A 15,899-nucleotide genomic window follows, 5' to 3' on the forward strand; every position below is an offset into this window, starting at 1 on the left:
ACCGACTCCCTGCGCGTCGGTGCCGCCCGGCGCGGCCGGCGCGGCCGGCGCTGCCTCGGTGGGCCGGGCGGGACCGGGCCGGGCCCCCGTGCCGGTGCCCCCGGCCCCGGTGGGCCGGGCCGGTGCGGGCCGGGCCTCGGTGCCGGTCTCCCCGGCGCCGGGTGCGCCCGGACGGGCCTCGGTCGGGGTGGGCTCCGCCGGCCGCGCCAGCGTCGGCTCCGCGGCCGTCGGTGGCCGGGCCGCGGTGGCCCGGGCCGGCGTCGCGCCGGTCTCCGGCGGGCCGGGTGGCCCCAACGGACCGGGTGGACCGGGCGGTGGTGGCCGCGGTCGCGGTCGTGGGCCGGGCGACCCCGACGCGGTGGCCCGGGCGAAGAAGCGCAAGCGGGTCAACATGCTGATCGCCAGCTTCGCGGTCTTCATCATGCTCGCCGGCGTCGGCGTGGTGGGCTTCACCTACTACTCGACCACTGTGGTGCTGCCGAACAAGGTGCCGCTGCCGCTCTCCACCACCGTCTACGCCAAGGACAACAAGACGCAGCTGGCGAAGCTCGGCAACGAGAACCGCACCTTCGTCACCATCAACGACATTCCCAAGCACGTGCAGCACGCGGTCGCCGCCGCCGAGGACCGGAACTTCTACGAGCATTCCGGGGTCGACTACAAGGGCATTGCCCGGGCCGCCTGGAACAACCTCTCCGGCGGTGACAAGCAGGGCGCCTCGACGATCACCCAGCAGTACGCCCGCAACGCCTACGAGAGCCTCAAGGACGACTCGTACGCCCGGAAGGTGAAGGAGGCGATCCTCGCCTCCAAGCTGAACGACTCGTACTCCAAAGAAGAGATCATGCAGCACTACCTGAACGTGATCTACTTCGGTCGGGGGGCGTACGGCATCGAGGCGGCGGCGCAGACCTACTTCGGCAAGCGCGCCAGGGACCTGGACGTGGCCCAGGGCGCGGTGCTCGCCGCGCTGATCAAGCAGCCGGTGGCCAGCGATACCCACAAGGGGTACGACCCGGCGGTCAACCTCCCCGACGCGCAGCAGCGGTGGACGTACGTCCTCAACGGCATGGTCACCGAGGGCTGGCTCAACGCGGCGGAGCGGCCCGCGGCGTACCCGAAGGTGCTCAAGCCCAGGGAGGACGGCGCCGGCTTCGGCGTGAAGACCCCCCGGGGCAACGTGGTCAACTACATCCGCGAGGAGATGGAGCAGTGGGGTGTCTGCACCAACTCCCAGGCGGCGGGGAAGCGCAGCTGCTCTGACGAACTGCGCGACGGCGGCTACCGCATCCAGACCACCATCGACCCGAAGCTCCAGGCCGCGGTCGAGAACACGGCGATGCGGAAGAAGGGCTCGGAGATCTACGACCAGCCCAAGAACCTGATGGCGGCGGTGGTCTCCATCGAGCCGAAGACCGGCCGGGTGCTCGCCTACTACGGCGGTGACAGCGGCGCCGACCTCGACTACGCCGGCAAGAACACCGACGCCAGCGGCAACCTCACCGGTGGCCACCCGCCGGGCTCGTCGTTCAAGGTCTACACCCTGGCGGCGGCCATCAACGAGGGCATCTCGGTCAAGTCGCACTGGGACGCCACCCCGTTCAAGCCGGAGGGCTACAAGAACCCGGTGCAGAACGCCGGCCGCGATGTCAACAGGACCTGCGGCAAGTGGTGCACGCTGGAGTACTCCACGGTCGAGTCGTACAACGTGCCGTTCTTCCACGTCTCGGAGAAGATCGGGCCGGACAAGATCATCGACATGGCGAAGGCGGCCGGCATCACCACCATGTGGACGACCCCCGCCAAGGGCTCGCCGAAACCGGTGAACCTGCTGAGGAGCAAGAGCGCGGAGATCACCCGGTCGCCCTTCGACCACGTGGTGTCCTACGGCCAGTACCCGGTGACCGTGCTGGAGCACGCCAACGGCCTGGCCACCCTGGCCAACCGGGGGCTCTACAACAAGGCCCACTTCGTCATCAAGGTGCAGAAGCAGAACCGGGACACCGGCAAGTGGGAGGTCGTCCCGAACACCGGTGAGAAGCGCGACCCGAAGCAGCGGATCCGGCAGGACGTCGCCGACGAGGTGGCCGGCGTGCTCAAGCAGATCCCCGTCGGCCCGGCGAACCGCCCGCTGGAGGGCGGCCGGCAGGCGGCCGGCAAGACCGGAACCTGGGAGTACGACGGCGAGAGCAACGCGCACGCCTGGATGGTCGGCTACACCGAGCACGTCGCCACCGCAGTCTGGGTCGGCAGCAAGGACCCGAAGAAGCCGAAGATCCTGGACAAGGACGGCGTCAACATCGGCGGATCGAAGCTGCCCGGCGCGATCTGGCAGCGCTACATGAACGCCGCGCTCGACGGCAAGGAGAAGCGCGACCTGCCGGGCGTCACCGGCGCGGGCGACCAGAACGCGGGCAACGGCGTCCAGCCGGTGGCGCCCCCGCCGCCGACCGGCCAGCCGCAGCAGCCGCAGGACTGCGGTCCGCTGGGCCTGCTCTGCCCCCCGAACGGCGGTAACCAGGGGCCCGGCTCGCCGAACGATCCCCGACCGGGCGGCAACGGTGGCAACAACGGAGGCGACGGCGACGGTGGAGGCGGAGGCGGCCTCCTGCCGACCCTGACCCCCCGCAGCCGGGAGTAGGCACCCGCACAGCAAGGCCGACGGCGGCCGGACCGACTGGTCCGGCCGCCGTCGGCGTCAGATGGCTCAGGTTGCCGCGAACCACGCCTTCTGCGTCCCGGCCGTCGAGGTGCTCGTCCCGGCAGCCGATGTACGGCAGGATGCCTCTCCATGAGCACTCAGCCGACGGCCGACATCGACCACGCCGGGAGCAGCGACCACCCGTCGCGGTCGGACGGCTTCGTCCGCGGCCTGTCGGAGGCGATCGGCGGTCCGCTCGGCGACCACGCGACCGCCCTGGACCGGCCCGCCGGCCGGGAACGGCGGTTCTGGACGGCGACCCGGATCGTGCTGGCCCTGGCCTGCCTGACCCTGGCGCTGCACTGGGTGCAGAAGTCGCCGTGCCAGGACGGCGCCTGGCAGAACAACGTGCAGTACACCCGGCTCTGCTACACCGACGTGCTCGCGCTCTACTACGCCGAAGGGCTCAACGAGGGCAAGGTCCCCTACCGTGACCACCCGGTCGAGTACCCGGTGCTCACCGGGTACATGATGGGCGTGCTCGGCCTGCCCGTGCACGCCCTCGGCGTCGACGACCCGCAGCTCAACCAGGGGCAGTGGTTCTACAACCTCAACGCGTTGACGTTGAGCGCACTCGCCGTCGCCACCGTCGTGGTGATCCTCGCCCTGCGCCGCCGACGGCCCTGGGACGCGGCGCTCTTCGCGCTCGCCCCGGCGCTGTTCCTCACCACCACGGTCAACTGGGACTTCCTCGCCATCGGCCTGGCCGCGTTCGGCCTGGCCGCGTGGGCCCGACGCCGACCCGCGCTCGCCGGGCTGCTGCTGGGCCTGGGTGGCGCCGCCAAGCTGTGGCCGCTCTTCCTGTTCTGGCCCATCCTGCTGCTCGCGTGGCGGACCGCCCGGGTGCGCGCCGCGCTGACCGCCATCGGCACCGGGGCGGCGGCGCTGGTCGCGGTCAACCTGCCGGCCGCGATCCCGTACCAGGACAACTGGGACCGCTTCTTCGAGCTGAACAGCACCCGGCCCATCGACTGGGGCACGCTCTGGTACATCGGGCGGTACCTGGACGGCAAGGTGAACAGCGGTGTGGCCGGCGACCAGGGGCCGTTCCAGTGGTTGAACGCCCACATCCCGGCGCTCAACCTCCTGACGTACGCCCTGTTCATCCTGGCCTGCCTCGGCGTGGCCGCGCTGGCCCTGCTGGCCCCCCGCCGTCCCCGGCTGGCCCAGCTCGCCTTCCTGGTGGTCGCCGCGTTCCTGATCTTCAGCAAGGTCTGGTCGCAGCAGTTCGTGCTCTGGCTGCTGCCGCTGGCCGTGCTGGCCCGCCCCCGCTGGGGCGCCTTCCTCGCCTGGCAGCTCGCCGAGGTGGGCTACTTCCTGGCCTTCTACGGCGAGCTGCTCGGCGCGGCGACCAGTCGGCCCGTCTTCCCCGAAGGAGTGTTCGTGCTGGCCGCGACGCTCCGGCTCGGCACCGTCGTGCTGCTCTGCGTGCTGGTGGTGCGGGACATCCTGCGCCCCGAACGGGACGCGGTGCGGCGGACGTACGCCGACGACCCGGACGGCGGGGTCCTCGACGGGGCGCCGGACGCGCCGTGGCACCACCGGTTGCGGCACCCGTCGCCGCCGAGCATGGCCGAACCGGCCGACGCGAACGCCTGAGCCGGCGCGAGGAGGGCCCCGTCCGCCGGCCGGGCGATCACCCGCTCAGAGCCGGAACACCACCGCGTCACCGACCTCCTCGCGGGTGATGCCGAGCTGGTCGACCGGGGTGTCGACGGTGACCTCCCAGGGCGTGCCGACGACCTGGTCGCGCAGGAGCACCACGTGGCGCACGCCGAGCGTGCGCAGGTAGTCGACGCTGGTCTGGTCGGGGAAGGCGAGCGTCACCCGGCGCACCTCGTCCAACTGGACGGGGGTGAAGCCGCTGCCGCCGTTGACGATCTCCTGGAACCGGCTGGTCGACCAGAGCATCACCGGCTGGTCGAGGTTCTGGCTGCTCGGCAGCACCAGCAGCGGACCGTCCACGGTCCGCATCGCCACCGGCTGCTCCGGTACCACCGGGTGTGGTGTGGTGCTCAGTCCCTCCACCACCACCAGCACCAGCGGCAGCAGGGCGGCGACCCGCAGCCACGGCGACGGCCGGGCCGGCACCCGCTCGGCGGAGATCTCCCGGACCCGGCGGGCGAAGGCGCTCACCGCCCCGGCGGCGAGCAGGCCGAGCAGCAGCGTCGTCCAGAGCATCATCCGGCCGGGCGTACGCAGCCCGTTCCAGCCGGGCAGGTACTCGAAGAGCGGTACGTAGGTCAGGGTGCCGCCGAAGAACCGGGTGCCCATGGCCAGCACCATCGTGACCAGTACCCCGGCGAGCAGCAGCAGCCGGTGCCGCAGCCGCCAGATCGAGAAGAACAGCCCACCCGCCGCCAGCGCGTAGAGCGCGAAGCCCGGCAGCAGCGTCATCTCCGGGTGCCAGGGCAGCGCCGCCCGCGCCCCCTCGTGCAACGCACCCCAGACCCGGGACTCGGCCGGCGCGGTGAAGAAGCCGCTCGCCGGCGGCGAGTAGACGCCGATGTCGCCGATCGTGCGCTCCGCGTTGGGGTGCGCCTGCGCCACCCGGAAGTACGGGATGGCCAGCAGCGCACCGACACCGGCGAAGAGCAGGCCACCGATCAGGTCCGCGACCAGCAGCCGGGCCCCGAACGGACGCTTGACCGGCCGGACGACCCAGCGCCGCAGGAACCAGGTCACGGTGGCGACCAGGCCGATGCCGGCGAGGACGTACGCGAACGGCAGGCCGATGCCGAAGCCCAGGCTGAGCTGCCAGGCCGCCACCATCCACCCGGTGTACGTCCAGCCCTCGTGGCGCCGCTCCGGCCGGTAGCCGTGGCGCAGCGACCAGCCGTGCCCGCGGGCCAGCATCGCCAGCGCCAGCGGGATGCCCCCGTTGGAGACGATGTGCAGGTGACCGGCCTGCGCGAGCAGCCACGGGGCGTAGGTGTAGCTGACGCCGGCCACCGCGGCGCCGATCCGTCCGGAGCCGAGCTGCCGGGCCAGCGCGTACGCGCCGAACGTGGCGAGCGCGTGGGCCAGCACGAACATGATGTTGTAGCGCAGCAACGCGGCGTCCGGGCCGGTGCCGATCATTCCGGCCGGCGCGTATCCCAGCAGGGTGTCGGAGAAGGCGAAGCTGTCCTTCTCCGGGAAGAAGGCGTTGGACTGCCACAGCATGCCCGGGTCGGTGCGCAGGATGTGCCCGGACCAGGCCATCTGCCAGGCCTGGAGGCTCGGGTCCCAGTAGTCCTGCGGCAGCGTGTAGAGCGGGTACCGCAGCGTCGGCCAGGTCAGCGCGACGGCGAGGAGCAGCGAGCCGAGCGCGGCCAGGGTCCACTCGTGGACCGCCAGCCGGCCGACCGCGCGCACGGCCCGACCGACGCGGCCGGGCACCGGCTCGGGAGCGGGGGCGAACGCCGACCAGCGGTCCGGCGGGGCGTCCTTCTCCTTCGCGGCGCTCGGCTCGCCGGCGCTGCTCTTGTCCGCGCTGTTCTCGGCCGTGCCCTTCTTCTCCGCGGCGTCGGTCCCGCCGTCCGCGACCTTCGAGCCGGTGGTGCCGGCCTTTCCGGCGGTGGCGTCCGTCGGCGCCGGCTGCCCGGCCCCGGCCGGGGATGCCGGTCGGTCCCCGGGGCCGGGCGCCGCCCCGGTGCCGCCCGCACTGCCGCTGTCGCTCGCCGACCCGCCGGTGGGAGCGGCGTGGTCGTCCGTGGGCCCGCCGGTCCTGCCGGTCGGCTGGCCGCCGCCCGTCGCGTTCGTCGTCATCCGGGTCAGGCTCCCGTGCCGAGCTGCTCACGCAGGAAGGCGATGTCGGCGCCCTGCCCGGCCACGCCACCGGGGGTCTCCACGATGACCGGCGCGCCGGCCGCGCGGATCACCGCCACCAGCAGCTCCGGGTCGATGGTGCCGCCGTCGAGGTTGTCGTGCCGGTCCTGCCCCGAGTTGAACCCGCCCTTGGAGTTGTTGGCGTGCACCAGGTCGATCCGACCGGTGATCGCCTTGACCCGGTCGACCAGGTCGAGCAGCTCCTCGCCGCCGGCGTACGCGTGGCAGGTGTCGAGGCAGAAGCCGACCTCATGGTCGCTGAGGGCGTCCCAGAGCCGGGCCAGCGCGTCGAGGCGTCGGGCGCAGGCGTTGTCGCCGCCGGCGGTGTTCTCGATCAGGATCGGCAGCGGGAAGCCGCCCGACTCCGCGGCGTACGCGAAGGTCTTGCGCCAGTTGTCGAAGCCCACCGACAGGTCGTCACCGGCGTTGACGTGCCCGCCGTGCACGATCAGCCCCTTGGCGCCGATCTCCGCCGCGGCGTGCGCGTGACCGAGCAGCAGCTTGCGGCTGGGGATGCGGATCCGGTTGTTCAGCGTGGCGACGTTGATGACGTACGGGGCGTGGACGTAGAGGTCCACCTCGGCGGCGCGCAACCGGTCCGCGTCCGCCCGGGGTTTCGGCGCCTTCCAGCCCTGCGGGTCGGAGAGGAAGAACTGCACCGCCTCGGCGGAGCGGGCGTCCGCCTCCGCCAGCGGGTCGGCCTGGTCGACGTGGGCTCCGATACGCATGGAGGCGAGCCTACGTCGAGCATCCGACGCCTGGGGTGTCGGTCTTGGGCGGTTCGCGTCCGGAAAGCGTCACCCTCCGGGCGGGTGGTCGTTGACCCGGGTGGGATCGACGGATGACTCTTCCGACGGCTTCGCGCCGCAGGTCGCGTCACCGAGTCCCGCAACGGGTTCACCCCCGTCGTGCGGCCCGGCACGCGGGGGGCGGACCTGGCCGGCGCCCCGGCGGCGGCCGAGAAGATTGTCCGACGAATAGTGGCATTTCCACCATCAGGGTACGAGTGCCGTTGTATCGTCGGATAACAACAGGAAAAAGCTCCGCGGGGCGTCCTCGATCCAACCTCATCGGTGTGGTCGTTCCTCCCCAGGTCCCACCCAAGGAATGCGGACGGGACGCCTCGCGGCCTCGTGGACAGGGGTCCGCCACCGGCCTTCGGGAGCCGGAGGCGGGCCCCTGTCGCCACGCCCGGCCCGCAGCTCCGGCCTGCCCGGGCATGATCGTCCGGACCGGGTATCCTGGTCCGGTTGTCCGCGTCCGGCCGGGTTCCCCCGGGCCCGGAGCGGGCAGCGACGCACGACCTCCTGCCACGGAAGGACCGTGGCCGCCAAGCCCACAGGAGGTGAGCACGTCTTGCGTCATTACGAAGTAATGGTGATCCTCGACCCCAGTCTCGAGGAGCGCACCGTCGCCCCGTCGCTCGACACGTACCTGAACGTGATCCGGACCGCGGGTGGCTCGGTGGAGAAGACCGACGTGTGGGGCCGCCGGCGCCTCGCGTACGAGATCAACAAGAAGGCCGAAGGCATCTACGCCGTCATCGACCTGCAGGCGACGCCGGAGGCGGTGGCCGAGCTGGACCGTCAGCTGCGGCTCAACGAGTCCGTGCTGCGCACCAAGGTCATCCGGCCGGAGATGCGCTAAGCATTCAAATCCCGGTTCGCCCGGATCAGCCTCATCGGCACTGTCGCACGGCTCTGAGAGCCTGTACGGCAGAACGATGAGTGCGCGAGGAGATGGTCATGGCAGGAGACACCACCATCACGGTCATCGGCAATCTGACCGATGACCCCGAGTTGCGGTTCACCCCGTCCGGTGCGGCGGTCGCCAAGTTCCGGGTCGCTTCGACGCCCCGGTTCATGGACAAGGCCTCCGGCGAGTGGAAGGACGGCGAGCCGCTCTTCCTGGCGTGCACCGTGTGGCGGCAGGCGGCGGAGCACGTCGCCGAGTCGCTCCAGCGGGGCGCCCGCGTGATCGTCTCGGGTCGGCTGCGCCAGCGGTCGTACGAGACCCGCGAGGGTGAGAAGCGCACCGTCATCGAGCTCGAGGTCGACGAGATCGGCCCGTCGCTGCGCTACGCCACGGCGAAGGTGCAGAAGATGTCGCGCTCCGGTGGCGGCGGCGGTGGCTTCGGTTCCGGTGGCGGTGGTGGCCAGGGTGGCGGCGGAGGCAACTTCGACGACCCCTGGGCTTCGGCCGCACCGTCTCCTTCGCGCTCTGGTTCGGGCGGCGGAAACTTCGACGAGGAGCCCCCGTTCTAATGGCGCCGAGCGCCCGCGATCGCAAACCAGGAGCACGAGCAATGGCCAAGGCTGCGGCACTTCGCAAGCCGAAGAAGAAGGTGAACCCGCTCGACAAGGACGGGATCACCTACATCGACTACAAGGACACCGCGCTGCTGCGCAAGTTCATCTCCGACCGCGGCAAGATCCGCGCTCGGCGGGTGACCGGCGTCACCTCGCAGCAGCAGCGGCAGATCGCCCGTGCGGTCAAGAACGCCCGTGAGATGGCGCTCCTGCCGTACACCGCCACGGCCCGCTGAGAGGAGGCACCGACATGAAGATCATCCTGACTCAGGAAGTTTCCGGTCTCGGTGCCCCCGGCGACATCGTCGAGGTCAAGAACGGCTACGGCCGTAACTACCTGCTGCCGCAGGGCTTCGCGATCAGCTGGACCAAGGGTGCGGAGAAGCAGGTCACGGTCATCAAGCGGGCCCGCTCGGCCCGTGAGATCCGCGACCTGGGCCACGCCAGCGAGGTCAAGGACCAGCTCGAGGGTCTGAAGGTCACGCTGAAGGCCCGCGCCGGTGACGGTGGCCGGCTCTTCGGCTCGGTCACCCCGGCCGAGATCGTCGACGCCGTCAAGGCGGCCGGCGGCCCGGCCCTCGACCGTCGTCGGCTGGAGCTGCCCGGTCACATCAAGACGACCGGCTCCTACCCGGTGCGGATCAAGCTGCACCCCGAGGTGACCGCCAAGTTCGACCTCACCGTCGTCCAGGGCTGACACCCGTAACGCACGACGGAAGGGCCCGCACCGGACTCCGGTGCGGGCCCTTCCGCATGTCCCACTTCCGTCCCTGCCCCGGCCGGGGGCGGGGACCGGCGCGACCACGGGTCGCGGCGGACGCCGGCTCAACCGATGGGCTGGCCGGTCACCGCGCTGATCATCACCGTGGAGAGCCCCCCACCCACCACCGCCGCGGCCAACGCCACCGTCGCCGAGCGCCAGGTCGTGCCCACCCGGCGCAGCAGCACCGCCACCACCAGACTGCTGACCAGCGCCAGCCCGAACCGCGGCGCACCCGCCACCAGCGACGCGAAGGCGTGGGCCCGCGGTGAGTCACAACCACCGCCGCTGATGTCGGTGACGCAGCCGGCCGGAGCCTGACCGCTCAGCGTCAGCAGCCAGAGGAAGACCAGCGCCGCCGGCACCAGGTAACAGGCGGCGGTGTACACCACCGGACGCAGCGGGCCGCCCGGATCCGGGTCGAGCAGGTCGTCCTCCAGGCGGCGGTGCCACGTCCCGCCGCCCACCGAATCGATCCGCTGCCGCAGCGACGACGCCGGTACCGCACGGCTGGCGACGCTGGGCTCGGCCCGGCGTCGAGGCGCCATCCGCGGCCGGGGAGCGGTGTAGGCGACCACCGGCGACCGGGGCGCCGACGCCGCCGGGTCCATCCACCGCGGATCGTCGCCGGCCAGTCGGGTCCCGGACCAGAATCCCTCCGGCTGCTCCGACCAGGGCCAGGCCTCACCCGAAGCCGGCTCAACCGAGCGCGGCGGCTCGGGCCGGCCCCAGTCGCCCCCGCCGTCGGTGCGGTCCCACCGGTCCGCCGTGACGCCGGTGTCCCACTGGCCGACGTCCGTACGGTCCCACTGGGCGGTGTCGGTGAACCGGTCCCACTGGGCGGTGTCGTCGCCCTGCTGCCACCGCGATCCCGCACCGGACCGCTCCCAGCGGCCGTCCGGCTCGGGGCTCTGCCAGGAGTGCACCCCGGACGCGTCCCACGGATCGACGGCCGGCCGGTACTGCGGCTCGGGCTCCGGCTCCACCGCGCGGCGCCACGGGTCGACGGCCGGTCGGGACCCCGAATCCGCTGCGGCCCGCCGCCCCCGCCGGGTCGGTCGCTCCGGCTCCGGGTCGGCGGCCGACAGGTCGGACTCGTCGCCGCCGGACCAGATCACCTGGGGACGGCGGGATGCCGATCGACGTGGCCGGCTCGTCGGCGCCGGCGCGGAGACCGGGTCGTCCTTGTCCGAGTCGGCGCGCCGGCTGCCGACGTACCCCTGCTCCTGCTGGGGACGGTCAAAGGTCCACTCGCGGGTGTGCTCGGACCCGGGCGCGGCGCCGATCGCCCTGACCTCGGCCCGGCCGCTCTCCCGGCGCCGGCGCTCGGCACGCCGGCCACCCCCGGAGACCGGGCGGTCGTCGTCCTCGTCGTCGTCCGGGGCGGCGTGCCGGCCCCGGCCGTCGGCGTGCGCGATGCCCGACTCCACGGCCCAGCGGGGCAGGTAGGCGTCGACCGGCTCACCGTGGCCGCGCTCGATCGCCCGGCGCCGGCTCGGTGTGCGGTGGCGATCCGTGACGGAGGAGTACGGATCGGCCGGAACGGGCTGGTCGCGGTCGTCCCACGGGGCGATCGGCTGACGCTCACGCGGGCTGCCCTCCCCGCGCTCCCAGTCCCGGTAACTCACGGCCGGAGCGTGACCCTTCTCAACCGAAAGTGCAATCCGCTGTCCAGGTGTAGCCGTTTGCAGCAGATAGTACGGGAAGAACCGCCCTCCAGCCCTACCGGAAATTAATCGTCCACAGGGTGGGGACAGCGTTTCCGCAGGTCAACGTCGATCGGCCCGGAATTCCCCATCGGTTTTCCACAGGCTGTGCACACCCTGCGCACATGCTTGTCCACCCGCGTCCACAGGTTGTCCCGAGGCTCGTCCACCGGCCTGGTTGGGGTCTGACCTCGGGTTCCGTATCGTGGGGCACCGACCGGTCGCGCGATGGCCCCCGATCGACCGGACCGGTCCGATCGGAAGTTGTCAGACCCGCCGGGTAGAGCTGGTACTCGATCGCAGTGGAGGGGGATCCGTGTCGGTCACCGACGACATGCGGGCGGAGCCCCGGGCCGGCGGACAGTCGCCCGCCCCCGCGCAGCGCGACGGGCAGTTCGACAAGACCCCACCGCAGGACGTCGCCGCCGAGCAGTGCGTCATCGGCGGCATGCTGCTCTCCAAGGACGCCATCGCCGACGTCGTGGAGATCCTGAAGTCGACCGACTTCTACCGGCCGGTGCACGCCACCATCTTCGACGCCATCCTCGACATCTACGGCCGGGGCGAGCCGGCCGACGGGATCACCGTCGCGGCGGCCCTGGCCGACTCCGGCGATCTCGCCCGGGTCGGCGGCGCCCCCTACCTGCACACCTGCATGGCCGCCGTGCCGACGGCGGCGAACGCCGCCTACTACGCCCGGATCGTGAGCGAGCGAGCGGTGCTTCGCCGGCTGGTCGAGGCCGGCACCCGCATCGTGCAGCTCGGCTACGGCACCGCTGCCGGCGGCAGCCGCGACGTGGACGACGTGGTCGACCTCGCCCAGCAGGCGGTCTACGAGATCACCGAGCGCCGGGTCAGCGAGGACTTCGCGGTGCTGGCCGACATGCTCCAGCCGACCCTGGACGAGATCGAGGCGGTCGGCGCGCAGGGCGGCGTGATGACCGGTGTGCCGACCGGCTTCACCGACCTCGACCGGCTGCTCAACGGCCTCCACCCGGGCCAGTTGATCATCGTGGCCGGGCGGCCCGGTTTGGGCAAATCAACCGCTAGTATGGACTTTGCCCGAAATGCGGCTATCCGCGCCAACCAGGCGGCGGCGATCTTCTCCCTGGAAATGAGCAAGGTCGAGATCGTCATGCGACTGCTCTCGGCCGAAGCCCGGGTGCCGCTGCACGTGCTGCGCAGCGGCCAGCTCTCCGACGACGACTGGACCAAGCTGGCCCGGTGCATGGGTGAGATCAGCGAGGCACCGCTCTTCGTGGACGACACCCCGAGCATGAACCTGATGGAGATCCGGGCCAAGGCGCGCCGGCTCAAGCAGAAACACGACCTCAAGATGATTGTCGTGGACTACCTCCAGCTGATGACCTCACCGAAGCGCACCGAGAGCCGTCAGCAGGAGGTCGCCGACCTCTCCCGTGGCCTGAAGCTGTTGGCCAAGGAGGTTGAGTGCCCGGTGATCGCGGTGAGCCAGCTGAACCGTGGTCCCGAGCAGCGCACCGACAAGCGCCCGCAGCTGTCCGACCTGCGTGAGTCGGGCTGCCTGACTGCGGAGACCCGGCTGATCCGGGCCGACGACAACTCCGAGGTCACCCTGGGTGAGCTGCTCGCGGCCGGGGCGAAGGAGATCCCGGTCTGGGCGCTGGACGAGAATCTGCGCTACCAACCGCGAACCATGACCCACGTCTTCCCGAGCGGTACCCGGGAAGTGTTCCGCATGACGTTGGCCTCGGGTAAGCAGATCGATGCGACGGCCAACCATCCATTCCTGACCTTCGCCGGATGGATGCCGCTGGGTGAGCTGACGCCGGGGGCACGCCTCGCCACACCGAGGCACGTCCCGCCGCCCCTGGCCATCCGCCCCTGGCAGGAGGCCGAGGTGATCATGCTGGCGCACCTGCTCGGCGACGGGTCGTTCGTCCGGCGTCAGCCGATCCGGTACGCCAGCCGGGATGAGCAGAACCTCGACGCGGTGACGGAGGCGGCCAAGCACTTCGGGGTCACTGCCGTCCGTGACGATTACGCGGCGGCCAGGGTCACCACGCTGCGGCTGCCCGCCCCCTACCGGCTGGCGCGGGGTCGGCGTAATCCGATCGCCGAATGGTTGGACGGCCTTGGCCTGTTCGGGCTGAGGTCCCACGAGAAGTTCCTCCCGCAGTCCGTCTTCAGCATGCCCAAGGAGCAGGTCACGCTCTTCCTCCGGCACCTGTGGGCGACGGACGGCTCCGTCTGCCTCAACAAGTCGGGCCGGGGTGGGCGGATCTACTTCTCCTCCACCAGCCGTCGAATGCTGGAAGACATCTCTCGTCTCCTGCTCAGGTACGGGATCACCGCCCGGCTGAAGGTAGTGCCCGTAGTGGGACACCGGCCGCAGTACACCCTGGACGTGTCAGGCCGGGATGACCAGCTGCGGTTCCTCCGGGAGATCGGTGTGCACGGTGAGAGGTCCCGCAACTGTGCGGATCTGCTCGCGTCGCTGGAATCCATGGAGAGCAACACCAACGTCGACACGGTGCCGGCGGAGGTGTGGACCAGAGTCCGGGAGATCCTCGCTGAGCAGGGCATGAGTCACCGCGAGTTCGCGAAGGCGATAGGCACCCAGTTCTGTGGCAGCACGCTGTGGAAGCACGCACCCAGCCGATCGAGACTCGCGAAGGTCGCCGCGGTGCTCGACGCCGCTGACCTCGACCTGCACGCCACCAACGACATCTTCTGGGACGAGATCGTCGCCATCGAGTCCCTCGGTGAGCGGGACGTCTTCGACGCGACCGTGCTGGGCACCCACAACTTCATCGCGAACGGGATCGCCACCCACAACTCGATCGAGCAGGATGCCGACGTCGTGATCCTGCTGCATCGGGACGACTACTACGACAAGGAGTCACCGCGCGCCGGCGAGGCCGACTTTATTGTTGCCAAGCACAGAAATGGCCCGACCGACAGCATCACCGTGGCCGCCCAGCTGCACCTGTCCCGCTTCGTCGACATGGCCATCGTCTGAGCCGGCCTGACCGCAGGGCCTCGGATTCCTAACGGGATTCCACAGCCCGACCGGGTGATGGTCTTGAGGAACAGCACCGGCGTCACAGCTGTGGCCACCGCGAACACCGCGAAGGCCAGCCGCATGCCGCCCAGTTCGGCCAGCAGGCCCACCAGGGCCGCGCCCCGCGGCATGGCGCCGAAGGTGAATAGCCGGGTCGCCGCGCCGTAGCGGCCGAGCATCTCGTCGGGGACCTTGCGCTGGGTGATCGTGCGGGCGTTGACCGACCAGAGCGTGACCTGGTTCTTCCTCGAGGCCGATGCCGAGGGCTGGGTAACTCGGCAGGTCGAGCTGGGCGGGCCCGAGCAGACCCACTTCCGGCGGCATGCCGGCGCGAATGGCAGCGGCACAGCGGCGGGCCCACCAGACGTGCCGGGCCGTGTCACCGTTCCCGTCGGAAGGACCGCCAGCAACTGACGTCGTCGACGTCGGGCGGGGCTGGCGGTCGGCCGGGGAGCGGCACGACCGGGCCGGCGCGGGGCCGACCCGGTCGCCGGGTGCTCAGCCGAACATCTCGTCGAGGAAGCTCTTCTGCTTCTTCCGCTTGTAGTGGCCGTGGTAGCCCTGGTGCTGCTGGTGCTGCTGGTGCTGCTGGTGCTGCTGCCCGTGGCCGCCGTAGGCGGGCTGCGGCGGGTAGCCGTGGGCGGGCGGCGGGGGCGCCGAGCCGTAGCCCGGCTGGGGCGCGGGCGGCGGCGGGGCGTACCCACCCTGGGGGTGGGCCTGCTGCTGGGCGGGGGTGGAACCGGCGTGCTGCTGGCTCCAGTTGGCCTCGGCCTCGAACAGCTTCTCGAGTTCGCCGCGGTCGAGGAAGATCCCCCGACACTCGGTGCACTGGTCGACGACGACTCCGCTGCGCTCGTACTGGCGCATGTCTCCGTGACACTTGGGACAGGTGAGCTGCATCGCTCGACGGTACCCGGTCGAGGCGAACGTCACGCGGTGGCGATCAACGTCTCGGTCACCTCGGAGTCGGAAACCTCGTGGAAGTCGTCGTAGTAGGCGCCCACCGCGCCGAACTCCGGTGGGCGTTGCGCGCAGATCACCTGGTCGGCTTCGGCGGCCAGCATCTCGTACGCCTCCTGCGAACCCACCGGCACCGCCACCACGACCCGGTGGGCGCCGAGGTGGCGGGCGACCTGGACGGCGGCGCGGGCGGTGGCGCCGGTGGCGAGCCCGTCGTCGACGATCACCGCGGTCCGCCCGGTGAGGTCCAGCGGTGGGCGGCCGGCCCGGTAGCGGGCCTCCCGGCGCTCCAGCTCGGCCTCTTCGCGGCGCTGTACCTCGGCGACCTCCTCGGGGCCGAGCCGGGCCGCGACGAGGTCGTTGAGGACGCGTACGCCGCCGGGGCCGAGCGCGCCGAAGGCGACCTCGGGGGCCCAGGGCATGCCCAGCTTGCGGACGACGAGGACGTCCAGCGGGGCACCGATCCGGTCGGCGACCACCCGCGCCACGGGTACCCCGCCCCGGACCAGCCCCAGCACGATGACGTCCGGCTGTCCGACGAGTCCGGTGAGCCGGTCGGCGAGCTGCCGCCCGGCCTCCTCGCGATCGCGGTAGGTGCTCATGTCTCCAG

General features: G+C 71.4%; 13 protein-coding genes. 8 read left to right on the plus strand and 5 right to left on the minus strand.

The genetic code is table 11. From position 1 onward, the window contains the following. Positions 1–2,641: transglycosylase domain-containing protein (locus tag V6U79_RS21170; RefSeq protein WP_334615571.1), on the plus strand; the 2,641-nt coding region annotated here is incomplete at its 5' end. A gap of 150 nt (positions 2,642–2,791) precedes the next feature. After that, on the plus strand, positions 2,792–4,300 hold the full coding sequence (locus V6U79_RS21175) for a glycosyltransferase family 87 protein (RefSeq protein WP_334527965.1): 1,509 nt from the start codon (positions 2,792–2,794) through the stop codon (positions 4,298–4,300). 45 nt (positions 4,301–4,345) lie between these two features. Here V6U79_RS21175 and V6U79_RS21180 read toward each other — a convergent pair whose 3' ends face one another. Further along, positions 4,346–6,451 (minus strand): hypothetical protein, encoded by a 2,106-nt coding sequence (locus V6U79_RS21180; RefSeq protein WP_334615572.1) that lies wholly within the window; start codon positions 6,449–6,451, stop codon positions 4,346–4,348. Positions 6,452–6,456: 5 nt separating this feature from the next. Further along, positions 6,457–7,239, minus strand: coding sequence for a deoxyribonuclease IV (locus V6U79_RS21185; protein WP_334615573.1), 783 nt, complete (start codon positions 7,237–7,239; stop codon positions 6,457–6,459). Between the two features lie 628 nt (positions 7,240–7,867). Here V6U79_RS21185 and rpsF point away from each other — a divergent pair. The 4 genes from rpsF to rplI all read left to right on the plus strand — a co-directional run bounded on the left by rpsF (position 7,868) and on the right by rplI (position 9,517). After that, a complete protein-coding gene (gene rpsF / locus V6U79_RS21190; RefSeq protein ID WP_120328341.1) occupies positions 7,868–8,158 on the plus strand; it encodes a 30S ribosomal protein S6 in 291 nt (96 codons plus the stop codon). An 80-nt stretch (positions 8,159–8,238) separates the two neighbouring features. Continuing rightward, the gene (locus V6U79_RS21195; RefSeq protein WP_179802407.1) at positions 8,239–8,775 is read left to right on the plus strand and encodes a single-stranded DNA-binding protein; all 537 of its coding nucleotides are present in this window, start codon (positions 8,239–8,241) and stop codon (positions 8,773–8,775) included. Positions 8,776–8,816: 41 nt separating this feature from the next. After that, entirely contained in the window at positions 8,817–9,056 is a 240-nt protein-coding gene (gene rpsR, locus V6U79_RS21200; RefSeq protein WP_007073789.1) for a 30S ribosomal protein S18, read from the plus strand. A gap of 14 nt (positions 9,057–9,070) precedes the next feature. Then, complete coding sequence (rplI, locus tag V6U79_RS21205) at positions 9,071–9,517, plus strand: 50S ribosomal protein L9 (protein ID WP_334615574.1); 447 nt, start codon at positions 9,071–9,073, stop codon at positions 9,515–9,517. Between the two features lie 128 nt (positions 9,518–9,645). On the opposite strand, the gene V6U79_RS21210 is transcribed toward rplI, so the two are convergent. Continuing rightward, a complete protein-coding gene (locus V6U79_RS21210) occupies positions 9,646–11,208 on the minus strand; it encodes a hypothetical protein (RefSeq protein ID WP_334615575.1) in 1,563 nt (520 codons plus the stop codon). A gap of 412 nt (positions 11,209–11,620) precedes the next feature. Here V6U79_RS21210 and V6U79_RS21215 point away from each other — a divergent pair, with 412 nt between their 5' ends. Beyond that, positions 11,621–14,287, plus strand: coding sequence for a replicative DNA helicase (locus tag V6U79_RS21215; RefSeq protein WP_334615629.1), 2,667 nt, complete (start codon positions 11,621–11,623; stop codon positions 14,285–14,287). A gap of 243 nt (positions 14,288–14,530) precedes the next feature. After that, on the plus strand, positions 14,531–14,743 hold the full coding sequence (locus V6U79_RS21220; RefSeq protein WP_334615576.1) for a hypothetical protein: 213 nt from the start codon (positions 14,531–14,533) through the stop codon (positions 14,741–14,743). 84 nt (positions 14,744–14,827) lie between these two features. Here the strand turns inward: V6U79_RS21220 and V6U79_RS21225 are convergent, their stop codons facing one another. Further along, a complete protein-coding gene (locus V6U79_RS21225; RefSeq protein WP_334615577.1) occupies positions 14,828–15,229 on the minus strand; it encodes a TFIIB-type zinc ribbon-containing protein in 402 nt (133 codons plus the stop codon). Positions 15,230–15,258: 29 nt separating this feature from the next. Next, positions 15,259–15,891: a phosphoribosyltransferase gene (locus V6U79_RS21230; protein WP_334615578.1), complete on the minus strand. Its 633-nt coding sequence runs from the start codon at positions 15,889–15,891 to the stop codon at positions 15,259–15,261. Positions 15,892–15,899 lie beyond the last annotated feature (8 nt).

The organism is Micromonospora psammae (assembly GCF_036902725.1).
Classification (GTDB): domain Bacteria; phylum Actinomycetota; class Actinomycetes; order Mycobacteriales; family Micromonosporaceae; genus Micromonospora.